This is a genomic window from Mesorhizobium sp. P2_C7 (assembly GCF_056404515.1).
Window position 1 is genome coordinate 13,249 of the sequence record NZ_JBFUDW010000003.1, and the last position, 15,924, is coordinate 29,172.

14 protein-coding genes are annotated in these 15,924 nt (G+C 66.4%); 4 read left to right on the forward strand and 10 right to left on the reverse strand.

Annotated elements, in window-relative coordinates; translation table 11 throughout:
* Positions 1 to 43 precede the first annotated feature (43 nt).
* The 3 genes from AC1D2G_RS07745 to AC1D2G_RS07755 all read right to left on the reverse strand — a co-directional run bounded on the left by AC1D2G_RS07745 (position 44) and on the right by AC1D2G_RS07755 (position 2,264).
* Complete coding sequence (locus AC1D2G_RS07745; protein WP_477413095.1) at positions 44 to 691, reverse strand: hydrolase; 648 nt, start codon at positions 689 to 691, stop codon at positions 44 to 46.
* 134 nt (positions 692 to 825) lie between these two features.
* Positions 826 to 1,203: a nuclear transport factor 2-like protein gene (locus tag AC1D2G_RS07750; RefSeq protein WP_477395873.1), complete on the reverse strand. Its 378-nt coding sequence runs from the start codon at positions 1,201 to 1,203 to the stop codon at positions 826 to 828.
* Between the two features lie 179 nt (positions 1,204 to 1,382).
* On the reverse strand, positions 1,383 to 2,264 hold the full coding sequence (locus AC1D2G_RS07755) for a helix-turn-helix domain-containing protein (RefSeq protein WP_477395874.1): 882 nt from the start codon (positions 2,262 to 2,264) through the stop codon (positions 1,383 to 1,385).
* A gap of 368 nt (positions 2,265 to 2,632) precedes the next feature.
* Between AC1D2G_RS07755 and AC1D2G_RS07760 the strand changes: the two genes are divergently transcribed.
* From AC1D2G_RS07760 to AC1D2G_RS07770, 3 genes are all read left to right on the forward strand, one after another.
* Positions 2,633 to 3,514: an EamA family transporter gene (locus AC1D2G_RS07760; RefSeq protein ID WP_477413097.1), complete on the forward strand. Its 882-nt coding sequence runs from the start codon at positions 2,633 to 2,635 to the stop codon at positions 3,512 to 3,514.
* A gap of 213 nt (positions 3,515 to 3,727) precedes the next feature.
* On the forward strand, positions 3,728 to 5,119 hold the full coding sequence (locus tag AC1D2G_RS07765; protein WP_477413099.1) for an NfeD family protein: 1,392 nt from the start codon (positions 3,728 to 3,730) through the stop codon (positions 5,117 to 5,119).
* Positions 5,116 to 5,874, forward strand: coding sequence for a slipin family protein (locus AC1D2G_RS07770; protein WP_095091267.1), 759 nt, complete (start codon positions 5,116 to 5,118; stop codon positions 5,872 to 5,874). Before AC1D2G_RS07765 ends, AC1D2G_RS07770 begins: the two co-directional genes overlap by 4 nt.
* A gap of 44 nt (positions 5,875 to 5,918) precedes the next feature.
* Here the strand turns inward: AC1D2G_RS07770 and AC1D2G_RS07775 are convergent, their stop codons facing one another.
* Entirely contained in the window at positions 5,919 to 6,848 is a 930-nt protein-coding gene (locus AC1D2G_RS07775) for a LysR family transcriptional regulator (protein WP_477413101.1), read from the reverse strand.
* A 97-nt stretch (positions 6,849 to 6,945) separates the two neighbouring features.
* On the opposite strand from AC1D2G_RS07775, the gene AC1D2G_RS07780 reads away from it, so the two are divergent.
* A complete protein-coding gene (locus tag AC1D2G_RS07780) occupies positions 6,946 to 7,956 on the forward strand; it encodes a zinc-dependent alcohol dehydrogenase family protein (RefSeq protein ID WP_477413103.1) in 1,011 nt (336 codons plus the stop codon).
* Positions 7,957 to 8,170: 214 nt separating this feature from the next.
* On the opposite strand, the gene AC1D2G_RS07785 is transcribed toward AC1D2G_RS07780, so the two are convergent.
* The 6 genes from AC1D2G_RS07785 to AC1D2G_RS07810 form a co-directional block, all read right to left on the reverse strand.
* Positions 8,171 to 10,465 (reverse strand): xanthine dehydrogenase family protein molybdopterin-binding subunit, encoded by a 2,295-nt coding sequence (locus AC1D2G_RS07785; RefSeq protein WP_477413105.1) that lies wholly within the window; start codon positions 10,463 to 10,465, stop codon positions 8,171 to 8,173.
* Positions 10,462 to 11,445 (reverse strand): FAD binding domain-containing protein, encoded by a 984-nt coding sequence (locus AC1D2G_RS07790; protein ID WP_477413106.1) that lies wholly within the window; start codon positions 11,443 to 11,445, stop codon positions 10,462 to 10,464. The genes AC1D2G_RS07785 and AC1D2G_RS07790 overlap by 4 nt, the downstream gene beginning before the upstream one ends.
* Positions 11,442 to 11,921 carry a (2Fe-2S)-binding protein gene (locus AC1D2G_RS07795; RefSeq protein WP_477413108.1) on the reverse strand — a complete coding sequence of 160 codons (480 nt, stop codon included), beginning with the start codon at positions 11,919 to 11,921 and terminating at the stop codon, positions 11,442 to 11,444. Before AC1D2G_RS07795 ends, AC1D2G_RS07790 begins: the two co-directional genes overlap by 4 nt.
* A gap of 174 nt (positions 11,922 to 12,095) precedes the next feature.
* A complete protein-coding gene (locus AC1D2G_RS07800) occupies positions 12,096 to 14,354 on the reverse strand; it encodes a xanthine dehydrogenase family protein molybdopterin-binding subunit (RefSeq protein WP_477413110.1) in 2,259 nt (752 codons plus the stop codon).
* The gene (locus AC1D2G_RS07805; RefSeq protein ID WP_477413112.1) at positions 14,344 to 15,402 is read right to left on the reverse strand and encodes an FAD binding domain-containing protein; all 1,059 of its coding nucleotides are present in this window, start codon (positions 15,400 to 15,402) and stop codon (positions 14,344 to 14,346) included. The genes AC1D2G_RS07800 and AC1D2G_RS07805 overlap by 11 nt, the downstream gene beginning before the upstream one ends.
* The gene (locus AC1D2G_RS07810) at positions 15,399 to 15,896 is read right to left on the reverse strand and encodes a (2Fe-2S)-binding protein (protein ID WP_477413114.1); all 498 of its coding nucleotides are present in this window, start codon (positions 15,894 to 15,896) and stop codon (positions 15,399 to 15,401) included. The genes AC1D2G_RS07805 and AC1D2G_RS07810 overlap by 4 nt, the downstream gene beginning before the upstream one ends.
* Between the last annotated feature and the right edge of the window lie 28 nt (positions 15,897 to 15,924).

A 15,924-nucleotide genomic window follows, 5' to 3' on the forward strand; every position in this document is an offset into this window, starting at 1 on the left:
CTAGCCTTTCTCGAAGCACGGGCCTCTTGACGTGCGGGCCTGTTCAGGCGCCGGCTTTGGCGCGGGTGGCGAGCAGCTGCATTTCCCAGGCGAAGGCGACGCCACTGGCACCGCCATGTTCGGCTACGACGCCGGCGACACCGGCGGCCGTGTCTTCGCGGGCCCAGTCGCGCTGCCATTCGCCCAGCACCGCCATCCAGGTGATCGGCACTGCGCCTGCGGCGACCATGCGGCGCACGGCCATGTCATGCGCCTCCAGCGAGACGCCGCCTGAGGCATCAGTGACGATGAACACGTCATAGCCTTCGGCCAGCGCCTGGATCGCCGGCATCGCCAGGCAAATCTCGGTGTAGAGCGCGGCGAGCACGAGCTGCTTGCGTCCGCTCTTCTTCACGATGTCGGTGACTTTGGGGTCTTGCCAGGTGTTGATAAAGGTGCGGTCGATCGGTTTCTGCTCCGGAAAGACATCCTGCAGCCCCTTGATGATGTAGCCGCCGCGCTCCTCGAGCACGGTCGTCAGGATCGTCGGTACATTGAAGACCTTGGCCGTCTTGGCCAGGCCAACGACGTTATTGACGACTATCGTCGGTTCGTGGCTGTTGAGATTGGTGAACTGATACGGTTGATGGTCGATCAGCACCAGGATACTGTCTTCGGGGCGAAGCAGGGCTTCGAGGCCGGTTTTGGGCATGGGAAACTCCTTGGATCTGCGGGCGACTGGTTAAAGCGCGTCGTGTTGAAACGGCTCCAGTCGACGCGCTTTAAGTTTCTGTTTTTTGTGCATGTCGTTGTCCCAAACCGCTGCGCACTTTTGGGCGACATGCATCAGGCGCCGGCGGGATCGAGAAAAACGTAAAGGGAATGGATGAGGTCGCCCTGGAAATGCGCGACATCAGTGCCGGTCACGGCGACGGGACCGTTGGGCGGGCCGGATTGCCAGCGCAGCCGCCCGATGCCGTGGTGACCGACGGCAGGGCCGGTCGCCGTGAAGACGAAGTCTGCCGGCAGGCTCGACAGCAGCGCTTCCACCGCCTGATTGATAGCGATATGGCCCGTTGCCGCCGCATGCGGTTCATATAGCACCGCGTCGTCGGCATAGATTTTTGCAATGGCGCTCATCCGGCGGACGGCATCGCGCTCGCCGAACACGCGGGCAAGGTTAGCCTGCATCAGGGCATCATAGTCGATCGGTTCTGCGGTCATCTTCCACCTTCCGGATCAGGAGTTCCGGGGAGGCGGATGTCGCAAAGTGCTCAATCCGATGTCTCGCCTGCCCGGTCGAGGGACTATTGCTCCATCATAGGGCGCAACGCACTGTTCGATCCTGCTATTTCCAGCCTGAATCCGCTGTCGCCTTGCGATCGGCCGCTGTCACGTTGCGATCAGCTTTTGCGGTCGCGCCGCCACGTCGCCGGGGTCGCGCCGATGAGCTTGCGGAACGTGCGTCCAAAGTGCACGGCATCGGCAAAGCCGGTGGCCTCGGCCACCTGGTCGAGCGTGGCGCGGCTGTCGATGAGCAGTGCCTGCGCGCGCCGGATGCGGGCGTCGAGTTGCCAGCGATACGGCGCCATGCCGGTCGAGGCCTTGAACGCCCGACTGAAGTGCGATTGCGACAGGCCGGCCAGTGCCGCCAGCCGCACGAGGTCGACACGCTCGGGCAGGTGCGCATCGAGATGGTCGATGACACGCCGAAGCTGCCAGGGCGCCAGGCCCTTGGCGTCGGCGCCGGGCTCCAGCGGATCGACGAACAGTCGCGCCATGATCGCCACGGTCAGCCCATCGCCGTAGAGCTGCGCCGACGGATCGGTGTCGTTCACCACCTCGGCGAGCAGCTTGACCAGGGTCCAGATGCGGTCATCGGCAAAACGCAGCCGCGGCGTCGAGACCGCTTTGCGATCGAACCGGGTAGCCAGCCTTTCGTCCATGGCGGCGAAATCGAACATCAGCGTGGCGTCTCGAACGAAGCGGACGTCGGCGCTATAGCCCCACATCTCCATGCCGGCAGGGGCGAAGTCCATGTGCCTGGGCCTGTAGCCGGCGGGGCAAGGCTGGTTCTCGCGCAGCCGTGGTTCACACGGGCTGCCGACCTCTTCCAGCAGGGCAATTAGGCGGGTCTCCGTCCCGTGGGGAAATTGGTGAGCCACCCTGCCGGAGCCGCGCCATTCATTGACGTCGAGAGAAACGCCGTTCCAGGCCCGCCGCGCCGTCGACAGGCTGAGCACATTTTCGGGCAGAGGTGCGACGGCGTCGACGCGGGCGAGCACGGATCAAATCCTCCTGATGTCGAGAAGACCAGCCCTATGTAAGCGATGGAGCCTAAACCATAAGCGCCGTTGCGGCGAACACAGCGTCACCTGGTTCCACGGGCCGGCATCGGGCAACCGGCTCTTCCACCACGCCGGCAACCGCGGATCACCCCGCGGATGGCCGTCTGAGGTTCAAGGCCGGAGATCGTCGACGTCAAGACCGGCCCGCGGCTGGCATCGAGACTGGCGACATCAGTGACCGGTTGGCGGTTGCCGGCACCTTGCCCCATCAAGACGTCGGCGCTGTCTCACGACAGGCCGGCCGGTTCGGCCTATCGCGATGCCGCCAGGCGGGTTTGATCCGGCGGCATGGAGGATGAGCGAAAATGACATCGACGCCGGTTGCCCGTCGCGAAGCGGCGCCCTTGCCGATCGCCGCGCTGATGGGCGCCATGGTGTCGATCCAGATCGGTGCCACCTTCGCCAAGGGCCTGTTCCCGCTGATCGGCGCGCAGGGCACGACGACGCTCAGGCTGGTCGTCGGCGCGCTGATGCTGATCGCGGTGCTGCGGCCGTGGCAGATGCGGCCGTCGCGCGCCACCATGCCATGGCTGATCGCCTATGGCGTGACGCTGTGCGCGCTCAACCTTCTGTTTTACGCCGCGCTCGCCACCATTCCGCTCGGCATAGCGGTGGCGCTGGAGTTCTCCGGCCCGCTGTTGGTGGCGACGTTGACCTCGCGGCGTGCCAGCGACTTTGCCTGGATCGCGCTGGCGGTGGCCGGCATCTTGCTGTTGTCGCCTTTCGTCCATTCGATGCAACCGCTTGATCCGACCGGGGTGATGCTGGCGCTGGCGGCCGGCGGCTTCTGGGCGCTCTACATCGTGCTCGCCCAGAAGGCGGGTGCTGAACTCGGCTCGCGCACCACAGCCTATGGCATGGCCATCGCAGCCGTGCTGGTGCTGCCCTTCGGCGTGGCACAGGCGGGAACCGCGCTGCTCGAACCGTCAATCCTGACCAGCGCGCTGCTCGTCGGGCTGTTCTCCAGTGCGCTGCCCTTCTGGCTGGAGATGGTGGCGCTGACCAGGATGCCGGCCCGCATCTACGGCACGCTGACCTGCCTCGAGCCCGGGCTGGGCGCGCTGGCCGGCTTCCTGTTCCTGCACGAAAGCCTGACCCCTACGCAATGCGCAGGGATCGCCGCCGTCATTGCCGCCGCCTTCGGCACCGCGATGACGTCGCGGCCGCCGGTGCCATCGCCGGAGTAGATTCTCCAGAGACATAGTTGCCGGGCGAGCCCGGTCGGCCTGGCGAGGTTGAGCCCAGGGCACAAATATTTCCTGCTCTTGCGCGCGCCTCTGGCGGCCGACCAACTCCCCACAAGTGAGATTGTGCGCTCAGCCGCGTTCGCAATCGCCGACGTCGCTCTCCTCTTGGACTTCGCAAAATACAACCCATATTGAATCCACGGAGCTTTGAGCGTGACCTTCGCGCGGGTGGCCCTTTTTGCCGCGGCCTTCGTCGCCGCAGCTGTCTTTTCTCCCTTCTCTTCGGCCGGGAGCGAGAAGGTTGCGCTGAGCGTCGCAATCGACGGCGCCATCGGGCCGGCAAGCACCAGGCAACTCGAGGAAGCGCTTGATGTCGCCGCCAAGCGGGGCGCCGAAGTTCTCATCCTTCAGATCGATACACCCGGCGGGCTGGTCACCTCCATGCGCGAGATGATCGCCGATATCCTCGCTTCACCGGTGCCCGTCATCGGCTATGTCGCGCCGGCCGGTGGCCATGCCGCCAGCGCCGGCACCTATATCCTCTATGCCACCCACGTTGCGGCGATGGCGCCCGGCACCAATCTGGGCGCCGCGACGCCGGTCGAGATGGGCGGGCTGCCGTCGCTTCCGGGCGGCGACAAGGACAAGAGCGACAAGAACGACAAGGGCGACGAGAAGGACGCCACCGGGCGGCCGGCAGGCGACGCGATGATGGCCAAGGTGACCAATGACGCGGTTGCCTTGATCCGCTCGCTGGCGGAACTGCGCGGGCGCAATGGCGACTGGGGCGAGAAAGCCGTGCGCGAAGCGGCGAGCCTTTCGGCCAACGCGGCGCTGCAGGAACATGTGGTCGACTTCGTCGCCCACGACACCACCGAGTTGTTGCAACTGGCCGATGGGCGGACCGTCGATGTAGCGGGCAGGAAAGTGGTTCTGGCGACCAAAGGGCTGCGGGTCGAGACGCTGGAACCCGGCTGGTTCATCCAGCTTCTCTCCGTCATCACCGATCCGAACGTCGCCATCATCCTGATGCTGGTCGGCGTCTACGCCATCATCTTCGAGTTCACCAGCCCCGGCGCGGTGGCGCCCGGCGTCATCGGGACCATCTGCCTCGTGCTTGGGCTCTATGCACTCAATCTCCTGCCGATCAATTATGCCGGCCTCGCCCTGATGCTGCTCGGCGTCGCCTTCCTCGTTGTCGAGGCCTTCAACCCCACCGTGGTGCTTGGACTCGGCGGCGTGGCCGCCTTTCTGCTTGGCGCAACCGTGCTGCTCAAGACCCAAGGTCCGGGCTTCGCCGTGTCATGGGCCGTCATCGGTCCCGCCGCCGCGCTGACGCTTGGGCTGGCGCTGCTGACGGGCACCTATGTCTGGGCGGCGCGCAAGAGCCTGCCGCGTGTCGGCGGTGAGGCGATGCGCGGACTGTCGGCCCAGATTCTCGACTGGCAGGGCGGCGAGGGCCATGTACTGGCCCAGGGCGAGCGCTGGCGGGCGAAGGCCAACGAACCCATCGCACCCGGCGACAGCGTCGAGGTCACCGACATCAGCGACCTCGTATTGACCGTGCGGCGGCGCGACGCCGGAAGGAATGGAGCAAAGAAATGAGCATCGGTTACGTGGCCTATCTGTTGCTTGCGCTGGTCGTGGTCATGTTCCTGTCCGCGGCCATTCGCATCCTCAGGGAATATCAGCGCGGTGTGGTCTTCACGCTCGGCCGCTTCACCGGGGTCAAAGGTCCCGGTCTCATCATCCTCGTCCCCTTCATCCAGCAGATGGTCAAGGTCGATCTGCGGGTGGTGGTGCAGGATGTGCCGCCGCAGGACGTGATTTCGCGCGACAACGTCTCTGTGAAGGTCAACGCGGTGCTCTATTTCCGCATCGTCGACGCCGAACGGGCGATCATCCAGGTCGAGGACTTCATGGCCGCCACCAACCAACTGGCGCAGACCACGCTGCGCTCGGTGCTCGGCAAGCATGAGCTCGACGAAATGCTGGCCGAGCGCGACAAGCTCAACAGCGATATCCAGGAGATCCTCGACCAGCGCACCGACGCCTGGGGCATCAAGGTCTCCAATGTCGAGATCAAGCATGTCGACCTGAACGAGAGCATGATCCGCGCCATCGCCAAGCAGGCCGAGGCCGAGCGGCTGCGCCGCGCCAAGGTGATCAACGCCGATGGCGAGCAGCAGGCGGCGGCCAAGTTGGTCGAGGCGGGCAAGATGCTGGCCGCCGAGCCGCAAGCTATGCAACTGCGCTATTTCGAGGCCCTGCACGACATCGCCGGCGAACGCTCGTCCACGGTTGTGTTCCCGCTGCCGGTCGATCTGCTCAGCCAGTTCATGAAGCAGCAGGGGAAGTAGGGGAGGAGCGTGTGATCTTCCCCCTTTGTGGGAGACCGGCGGCCTCACCGCAGCCAGGGCGGCTCCGGCGCGAAGCGCTGGCCGATCCAGTCCGCGAAGGCGCGGGTCTTGGCGGCTTGTCCCTTGGCTGACGGCGCGACGACATAGACCGCGCCTTCGTCGGCCAGCGTCCAGTCCTCCAGGATCGGCACCAGCCGGCCGTCGGCGAGTTCCCGGCCGACCAGCCAGTCGGTGCTCATCATCAGGCCGACGCCTTGCACGGCGGCCTGGACCAGCACCTCGGCATCGTCGGAGACCAACGGCCCGGAAACCTCGACGCGCACGTGCCGGCCCTCGCGGTCGGTCATCTCCCAGGCCGGAAAGGTCTGGAAGCCGCTGAAGCCCAGGCAGGAATGTTCGAGCAGCGCCTGCGGTGTCTCCGGCCTGCCCCTTCTGGCGAGATAGGACGGGGCGGCGCAGAGCAGCCGGCGCCGCGTCGCCACCTTGCGCGCCACCAGGCGCGAATCCTCCAGCGCGCCGAGCCGCACGGCGACGTCGAAATTCTCGGCGACCAGATCGACGAAGCGGTTGGAGAATTCCGCCTCGATGCGGACATCGGGAAATTCGGCAAGGAATTGAGGCAGCAGCGGCCCGATCCACATGCGCCCGAATGTGCCGGGCAGCGCCAGCCGGAGCAGGCCGCGCGGGCGGCCGCCGGCATGTGCCGACGCGGCGGCCTCGGCCTCGTCGACAGCGGCGAGGATGGCGCGCACGCGCACCAGGAATTCGGCACCCGCTTCGGTCAGCGACACGCTGCGCGTCGTGCGATGGAGGAGCCTGACACCCAGCCGCTCCTCCAGTGATTGCAGCCGCCGCGACAGGATGGTCGCGTCACGCCCGACACGCGCCGCAGCTCTGGTGAAGGACCGCGCCTCGGCAATGGCCGCGAAGGCCGCCATTTCGGCAAGGGCCACTGGTTCTTGGGATTGCTGCATGATTCGCAGTACTCAAATGCAAAAGCCAATGATTATCCAGAGATAGCGCAGTAGCTAGGTTCACTCAACCCATCAATCGACGCACCGGAGTGAAACCATGAAAGCCATCGAACTAAGCCAACCCAGGCTGGACGCCTTCCGAGCCGCCACCCTGGCCACCCCCGAACCGCAGCGCGGCGAGGTGCTGATCCGCCAGCGTGCGGCGAGCCTCAATTTCGTCGATGTCGCGGTGGCGAGCGGCAATTATCCCGGACCGAGCTTTCCGCTCATCCCCGTCGCCGACGGCGCCGGCGAGATTGTTGCACTGGGCGAGGGGGTTACGAGACTGGCCGTCGGCGATCGCGTCGTCGCCCACGCCAAGCCGCGCTGGATCGGTGGCCGGCCGCGCCCTTACGAGATGACCCAGATGCGCGGCATCTCGCTGCCGGGGTCGCTGGCCGAATATGTCGCGCTGCCGGCCAATTCGGTCGTGCCGGTGCCGGCGCATCTCTCCTTCGAGGCGGCCTCGACGCTGCCAATCGCCGGCACCACTGCCTGGAACGCCATCCGCGCCGCCGATGTCGGGCCGGGCTCGGTCGTCGTGCTGCTCGGCACCGGCGGGGTCTCGATCTTCACCTTGCAGCTTGCGAAAGCCGCCGGCGCCACGGTCATCATCACCTCGTCGTCGGACGAGAAGCTGGAGCGGGCGAAAGCGCTCGGCGCCGATCATCTCATCAACTACCGCGCGACGCCGGACTGGGACGGCGAGGTGCTGGAGCTGACCGGCGGCCTCGGTGCCGACCTCGTCGTCGAGACCGGCGGCACCGCGACCTTCGCCCGCGCCATCAACGCCACCGCGCCCGGCGGCACGCTGTTCACCATCGGCTTCGTCACCGGCGCCGAGGCCACGGTCAATCTGCTGCCGATCATCATCAAGGCGCTGAGGGTGGTCGGCAACAACACCGGATCTGTGTCCGACCTTCACGACGCCGCCCGCGCCATCGGTGCAGCTGGAATCGAGCCGGTCGTCGACAAGGTGTTTTCGCAAAACGAGGCAGCCGAAGCCTACGCCCACATGGCCGCCGGCGGCCTGCATTTCGGCAAGCTGGTGTTCGGGCTGGAGTGGTGATCGGCGAAGATGGCGGAGCTGCCAAGCTCCCCCTTGCGGGGGAGATGCCCGGCAGGGCAAAGGGGGGTGGGAAGGATCGCCAAACTTCGCGGTTACCACCTTCAACCGGAAATCACTGGACGGCGCGATTGTGATTGGGTTGAGATGCCGGCGGGACAGTACCCCCCTCTGGCCTGCCGGCCATCTCCCCCGCAAGGGGGGAGATCGTCGCCCCCTAAATCAGCTTCTCCAGCGTGATCGGCAGGTCGCGCACCCGTTTTCCGGTGGCGTGGAAGACCGCGTTGGCGATCGCGGGTGCCACGCCGACGATCGCGAGCTCGCCGACACCCTTGCCGCCGAGCACCGAGGAATGCAGGTCGGGAATGCCGACCGAGATCACTTCGATGTCCGGAATGTCGGCGTTGGTCGGCACCAGATAGTCGGCAAGGTTGTTGTTGACGATGCGGCCGTGGCGGCGGTCGACGATGCCTTCCTCGAGCAGCGCCTGGCCGATGCCCATGATGATGCCGCCCTTCCATTGGCTTTCGGCGAGTTTGGGATTGTAGAGCCGGCCCGAATCCAGCGCCGACACCACGCGCGACACGCGCACCGTGCCGAAATCCTCGTCGACACGCACCTCGATGAAATGCGCGCACCAGCTGTGGCGGGAATAGTCGCCCTCCGTATGCGGCAGCGCCATGGCGATGGTGGTGTAGTTCTTGTAGCGATCCTGCGCCGTCGAATTGGCCGGCATGGTGTCGCCGGTTGCTTCGATATGGTCGCGGCCGACGCTGCCGAGCAGTTCGGCGATGGAGAGATCGGGGCCGTCGCCGCGCGGCGATGAGATACGGCCGTTGGCGACCACCAGCGTGTTGGCCTGCAGCGCGTGGAACGGCGAGCGCGGATCGCTGATCGCCAGCCCCACCAGCTGGTCGAGCGCCGAGGTCGCCGCCTTGTAGACGGCGCCGGTCATGACGCCGGCTAGCCGCGATCCGCCGGCGACGCCGGCGCGGGGGAAGCGCGAGTCGCCCAGCTTCACCACGACATTGTCGGCCGCCACGCCGACCGTCTCGGCGGCGGTCTGCGCTAGGATCGTGTAGGTGCCCTGGCCCATGTCGATCGAGGAGCTTTCGACCTCGACCGAGCCGTCGGCGAGGATGCGCACGATGGCCTCGCCATAGGCGCGCCGCACCGGGTATGTGCCGGCGGCGACACCCCAGCCGATCAGCTGGTTGCCGTCACGCATCGAGCGCGGCTGTGGTGTCCGCCTTGCCCAATCGAAGCGTTCTGCGCCGGCAGCAAAAGCCTCGCGCAACTGCCTGGTAGACCAGGCTTTTCTGGCGTGTGGGTCCTGCTCGGCATAGTTTCTCAGGCGGATCTCCAGCGGATCGATGCCAACCTCATAAGCGAGTTCGTCGATGGCGCTCTCGATGCCGAAGGCCGAGGGGTTTTCGCCCGGCGCGCGCATGGCGCCCGGCACCACCGAATTCACCCGCACGACATTCTGCTTCGAGGAGAAATTCGGCGTCGCGTACATGATCGAGGTGACCGATCCCAGCGGCTCGACCCACATGCCGTCCATCGACGTCTCGTTGATGCCACGATGCACGATCGACTGGATTATTCCTCCCACATCTGCGCCGATCGTCACCGTCTGGCGTGTCGCCGCGCGCCCGCCGTAGCCGGTGAATGTCTGCGGCCGCGTCATCACCAGCCTCACCGGCCGGCCGAGCATTTTGGCGGCACTTGCCGCCACCGCGCCATGGCTGAGCGCCAGCGCCTTGGAGCCGAAGCCGCCACCGATATAGGGCGAGACGAGCCGCACATTCTCGAACGGCACGTCGAACCATTCGGCATAGGTGCGCGCCATGCCGTCCAGCCACTGGCTCGGCTCCCATACGGTGAGCTTGTCGCCATCCCACTGGGCGATCAGCCCATGCGGTTCCATCGGCGCCTGGTATTCGCGCGGCGTGTTGTAGGCGGCGCAGATCCTGACCGGAGCCGAGGCGAAGGCTGCCTGGGCGTCGCCCCATTCCTTGGTCATGGCATCGATCGGAATGCCGTCGCCGGCCTTGGCGTCGCTGAGGTCGACAATGGAGGGGGTCTCGTCATAGCTGACTTTGATCAGCGCAGCGGCCGCAACAGCCTGCTCGAAGGTTTCCGCTACGACCGCGGCGACATGCTGGCCTGAGAAGGTGATGTCGCGCGCCAACGGGCAATAGGGCTTGTCCGGCGGTGGTGTGCCGAACCAGTCAGAGGCAGTCCTGAGGCTGATGATGGTGTCCGGGGTCAACACCTTGAGCACGCCGGGCGCTGCCTCGGCCTCGGCGGTATCGATCGAGCGCACCTTGCCTGATGCAATCGTGCTTTCGACCAGCACGGCGTAGGCGAGCCCTTCGAGCTGCTGCTCGACGGCGTATTTCGCGGCACCGGTGATCTTGGCCGGGCCGTCGACGCGCGACAGCCGGCCGCCAACGGCGTCGGAGCCGCCATCGGACGCATCACCATGTCTCATGTTGTGAACGGTCATGCGGTTTCTCCCATTTTCAGGATGGCGCGGGCGACGACGCGCGGCGCCAGTTCGATCTTGTAGTGGTTGGCGCCGTTGTCGATGGCGCCTTCGACGGCGAGCAGGCTGGCGGCGCGGACGGCGTCCGGTTCCAGCACTTTGCCTTTCAGCGCCTCTTCCACGGCCCGCGCCCGCCACGGTTTGGTCGCGACGCCGCCCAGCGCCACACGCAAATCCCGGATGGTGCGCCCGTCAGCGTCGAACTCGATGCCGACGGCAGCACTTGCCGCGGCGAATTCATAGGATTGGCGGTCGCGGATCTTCAGGTATGTGGAACGCCGGGCGGCGGCGGAGTCGGGGATCTCGATGGCGGTGATCATCTCGCCCGGTTCGATCGCGTGTTCCCGGTCGGGCGTGGCGCCGGGCAACAGAAAGAAATCGTCCACCGAAACCCGACGCTCGCCGAGATGGACGATCGCGTCGAAGGCGACCAGCGCGGTGGCGAGGTCACCTGGATACATGGCGATGCAGGCTTCGCTGGTGCCGAGTACGGCGTGTCCCCGCGTGACACCGCCGATAGCCGAACAGCCGCTGCCGGGTTCCCGCTTGTTGCAGGCAGGGAAATTCGCCGGATCGCGGAAGTAGGGGCAACGCGTGCGCTGCATCAGATTGCCGCCGATGGTCGCCATGTTGCGGATCTGCGCCGAAGCCGCCTGCCACAGGGCTTCGGAGACGACGGGGAAGTAGCTCTTGATATCGGCATGGTCGGCGACATGGCCCATTTTGGCCAGTGCACCGATGGTGGCGCCGCTTGCGCTGACTTCGATCTTGTCCAGCCCCTTGAGATGGGTGATGTCGACCAGACTGTCGGGCTCGGCAACACCGCATTTGGCGAGATCGATGAGCGTGGTGCCGCCGGCCAAGAGCATGGCGCCGGGCAGGGCGGCTGCCTGGCGGGCCGCATCGAGCGAGCCGGCTCGCAGATAGGAAAAATCTCTCATGACTGGACCTCCAGGGCTGCCTGGCGGACAGCGGCGACAATGTGTGGATAGGCGCCGCAGCGGCAGAGATTGCCGGCCATGTATTCGCGGATTTCTTCATCCGAGCCGGCATGGCCCTCGCGGATGCAGGCGACCGCCGACATGATCTGGCCGGGCGTGCAATAGCCGCACTGGAAGGCATCGTGCTCGAGGAAGGCAGCCTGCACGGGATGCAGTTCGCCCTCCCGTGCAAGCCCCTCGATGGTGGTGACGGTGCGGCCCTCGGCCTGCGCGGCCAGCGTCAGGCAGGCCAGCACGCGCTCGCCGTCGACATGCACGGTGCAGGCGCCGCACTGGCCGTGGTCGCAGCCCTTCTTGGTGCCGGTCAGGCCGAGACGGTCGCGCAAGGCGTCGAGCAGCGTGACGCGCGGCTCGAGCTGCAGGGTGTGGCGATCGCCGTTGATGTCGAGATGGACGGGAATTGTTGTTTTGGTCATGGGCGTCTGGCTCCAGTTGCTTGACGCGAGGTCGATTGAGCTGATGTTGGGCAGGCAAGGACGGCCGGCAGGCTCACCCGTGTCTCCCAGCTGTCCGTCCCTTCGCTTTCGCTCCGGGCATTCGTCGTTGGAAAGCCAGGCAACTGGCTTCCTGTCCGTTTTACGGATCACTCGTCATCCCAGCAGGTCCTCGATCCGGATTGGAAAGCGCCTGGGGCGCACGCCAGTTGCATGCCAGACCGCATTGGCGACGGCACCAGCCGTGCCGGTGATGCCGATTTCGCCAACGCCCTTGATGCCGAGCGCGTTGACGTAAGGGTCGTCCTCGTGGACCAGCAGCGCCTCGACCGACGGAACGTCGGCATTCACCGGGACATGGTATTCGGCGAGGTTGGCATTCTGGATACGGCCCGAGCGCCGGTCGGTGACGGCCTCCTCATGCAGTGCGAAGGAGACGCCCCAGATCATGCCGCCATAATACTGGCTGCGCACCAGCCGCGGATTGATGACCCGCCCGGCGGCAAAGGCACCGACCAGTCGGGTGACGCGGATCTGGCCGAAATCGGGATCGACCTTCACTTCGGCGAACACAGCGCCATGCGCGTGCATGGCATAGGCCTCCCGCGACGACGGGTCTGGGGTTCCCGTGCCACGCCCATCGATCTCGGCGAGCCCGGCACGGGCCAGGATCTCGCCGTAGCTTTCACTGCGATTTTCGTCGTCGCGCCGGTAGAGGCGGCCGCCACGGGCCAGGACGCCCTCGTTGCCGGCGCCGAACAACGGCGAGGCTTCATGGCCGGTGGCGAGATCGGCGAGCCTGGCGATGACGGCGGCTCCGGCATTGTGGATCGCCATGCCGGCCGTCGCCGTATGGCCGGAGCCGCCGGCAATGCCTGCGTTGGGCAGGTCGGAGCTGCCGGCCCTGAAATCGACCTGGTCGATGTCGAGCCCCAGCCCGTCGGCGGCGATCTGGGCGAAGGCGGTCCAGGCGCCTTGCCCCATGTCCTGCGCGCCGGTCTCCATCAGGCCGCTGCCGTCGGCCCTCAGCACCGCACGTGCCTCAGCCTGGAACATGATCGCCGGAAAGGTCGCCGTGCCCATGCCCCAGCCGGTTAGAAAGCCATCCTTGTCCGGCATCTGGCGCGGCTGGAGCGGACGGCGGTGCCAACCGAAGCGCTCTGATGCCTGGGTGTAGCATTGGCGCAGCGCCTTGGACGAAAACGGCTTGCCGGTCATCGGCTCGACCTCGGCATAATTGCGCAGCCGAAACTCCAGCGGGTCCATGCCGCAGGCCGCGGCCGCCTCATCGATGGCGCTCTCCAGCGCGATCGAGCCGGTGGCTTCACCCGGCGCGCGCATGAACAGCGGCGTGCCCGTGTCCAGCCGCACCGCCTCGTGCGAAGTGGCGATGGCCGGGCTGGCATAGAGCGTGTGCGAGGCATCGGCGGCCGGCTCGAAGAAATCGTCGAACGTGCTCGATGCGGTCTTGGCGTGATGGTCGATCGCTGTCAGCCGCCCTTCGCTGTCCATGCCCATGCGCAAGGTCTGGCGCGTTGGCGCGCGATGGCCGACTGGCCCGTACATCTGCTCGCGCCGCAGCACCAGCTTGACCGGTCGACCGACGAGACGCGCCGCCAGAATGCCGAGCACCTGCGGCCCGGAGATCATGCCCTTGGAACCGAAGCCGCCACCCAGGAAAGGGCTGCGGATGTGGATGTTTTGCGGTGCGATGCCGAACAGGCCAGCGATGCGGCCCTGTGCCATGGCAAGGCCCTGGCTCGGCGTGTCGATCGACAGGCTGTCGCCATCCCAGGCGGCGACGATCGCATGCGGCTCCATGGCGTTGTGGTATTGGGCCGGCGTCTCGTAGGTCGCCTCGATCCGCGTCGCCGCCGACTTGAGACCGGCCTCGACATCGCCTTTGTGGTGCACCGCAGGACTGCCGATGCCGACACCGCCCGGCACAAAGCTTTCGGCGCCGTCGAGGCCAACGCGCGCCGGCCGCGCTTCATAGCGCGGCGATAGCAGTGCCGCCCCCTCGGTCGCCGCCTCCAGCGTTTCGGCGATCACCACGGCAATCGTCTGGTTCGGGTAGCGGATACGATCGTTCTGCAGCAGGTCGAGCCGGAACATGAAGGGATTGTTCTTGGCATCCGGATCGGTGGCGAGCGGTGGCCGGTTCTCGGGCGTCATCACCTCGACCACGCCCCCGTGCGCCTTGGCCGCCTCGACATCCAGTGAAGCAACGCGGCCGCGCGCGATGCCGCTGACGGCCAGTACTGCGTAGAGCATGCCTGGCGGATGATTGTCCGCGGCGTAGCGGGCGGCACCGGTGACCTTGAGAAAACCATCGCGGCGGGTCAGCGGCTGGCCGATGCTGGAGCCCTGCCGGAGATGGGCGGGTTGCTGATTGAGGCTGAGTTCAAGCGTCATGGCGCACTCCGGGAATGGAGGAAAATGGGGAGGCAGGAAGGGCTGGCAGCCGTCCAGGCGTTCCCGCCAGGGCAGACATCAGCGCCCTGACCACGATGCGGCGTGCGAGCTCGATCTTGAACGCATTGTCGCCGGAGGGACTGGCATCGGCCAATGCGGCGTCCGCCGCACAGACGAAGCTCGTCTCGTCGGCATCGGCGCCAAGCAGGACCGCTTCCGCCGAACGCGCCCGCCACGGCTTGGCCGCTACCCCGCCCAGTGCCAACCGCGCCTGGCGGATCTTGCCGCCTTCGACGACAAGGGCAGCGGCGGCCGAGACAACAGCGAAGGCATAGGAGGTGCGCTCGCGTACCTTGAGATAGCGGGCATTGGCGGAGAAGGAGGCGGCCTCCGCCGGCAGGCGCACCCCAACGATCAGGTCGCCGGGCTCCAGCCCATTCTCCCGCTGCGGCGTCTCGCCGGGAAGCCGGTGGAATTCCTCCAGCGTCACATGACGCCGGCCCTTCTTGCCCTCGATCTCGACCACGGCGTCGAGCGCCACCAGCGGCACGCAGAAGTCCGATGGATGCGTGGCGATGCAGGCGTCGCTCCAGCCGAGCACGGCATGCAGCCGGTTCTCGCCACCCAGCGCGTCGCAGCCCGCGCCCGGCTCACGCTTGTTGCAGGCGCTGGCGGTGTCGTAGAAATAGCTGCAGAGCGTGCGCTGCAGCAGATTGCCGCCGACGGTGGCGGCATTGCGAAGCTGAGCCGAGGCGCCCGACAGCAAGGCCTCCGCCACCGCCGGATAGGATCTGGCGAACTCTGGATCATGAGCGAGGTCAGCATTGCGCACCAGCGCGCCGATGCGCAGGCCGCCATCGGCCAGCCGCTCAATGCGGTTGAGCTCCGGCAGGCGCGAGATGTCGACGATACGCTCGGGGCTGGTGACGCCGCCCTTCATCAGGTCAAGGAGGTTGGTGCCGCCGGCGAGATAGGCTGAACCCGGCTCGGCCGCCGCCGCAATGGCGTCGGGAATGGTGGTGGGCCTGATATAATCGAAGTTCTTCACGCCGCGGTCCTCCGGTCGGCCTTGGCCAGTTGTTCCTGGGCTTCCAGGACGGCCTCGACGATGCCGCCATAGGCAGCGCAACGGCAGAGATTGCCGCTCATGCCCTCGCGGATGCGCTCGGGATCGTCGCCGGCTTGCGCCTCGGCGATCAGACCGAGCGTGCTCATGATCTGACCCGGCGTGCAGAAACCGCATTGGAAGCCGTCATGGGCGATGAAGGCGGCCTGCACCGGATGCAGGTCTTCACCATGGGAGACACCCTCGATGGTCAAGACCTTGGCGCCGTCATGGCTGACGGCAAGCGCCAGGCAGGAGTTGATGCGCTTGCCATCGACCAGTACCGTGCAAGCGCCGCACTGGCCGCGGTCGCAGCCCTTCTTGGTGCCGGTGAGTTCAAGCCGCTCGCGCAGCAGGTCAAGCAGTGTGACGCGTGGATCGACCTCCAGTTCGTATCGGTGTCCGTTGATGGTGAGAGCGAGGGGAAAGCTGGTCATGGGCGTCTGGCTCCACTTGCTTGACGCG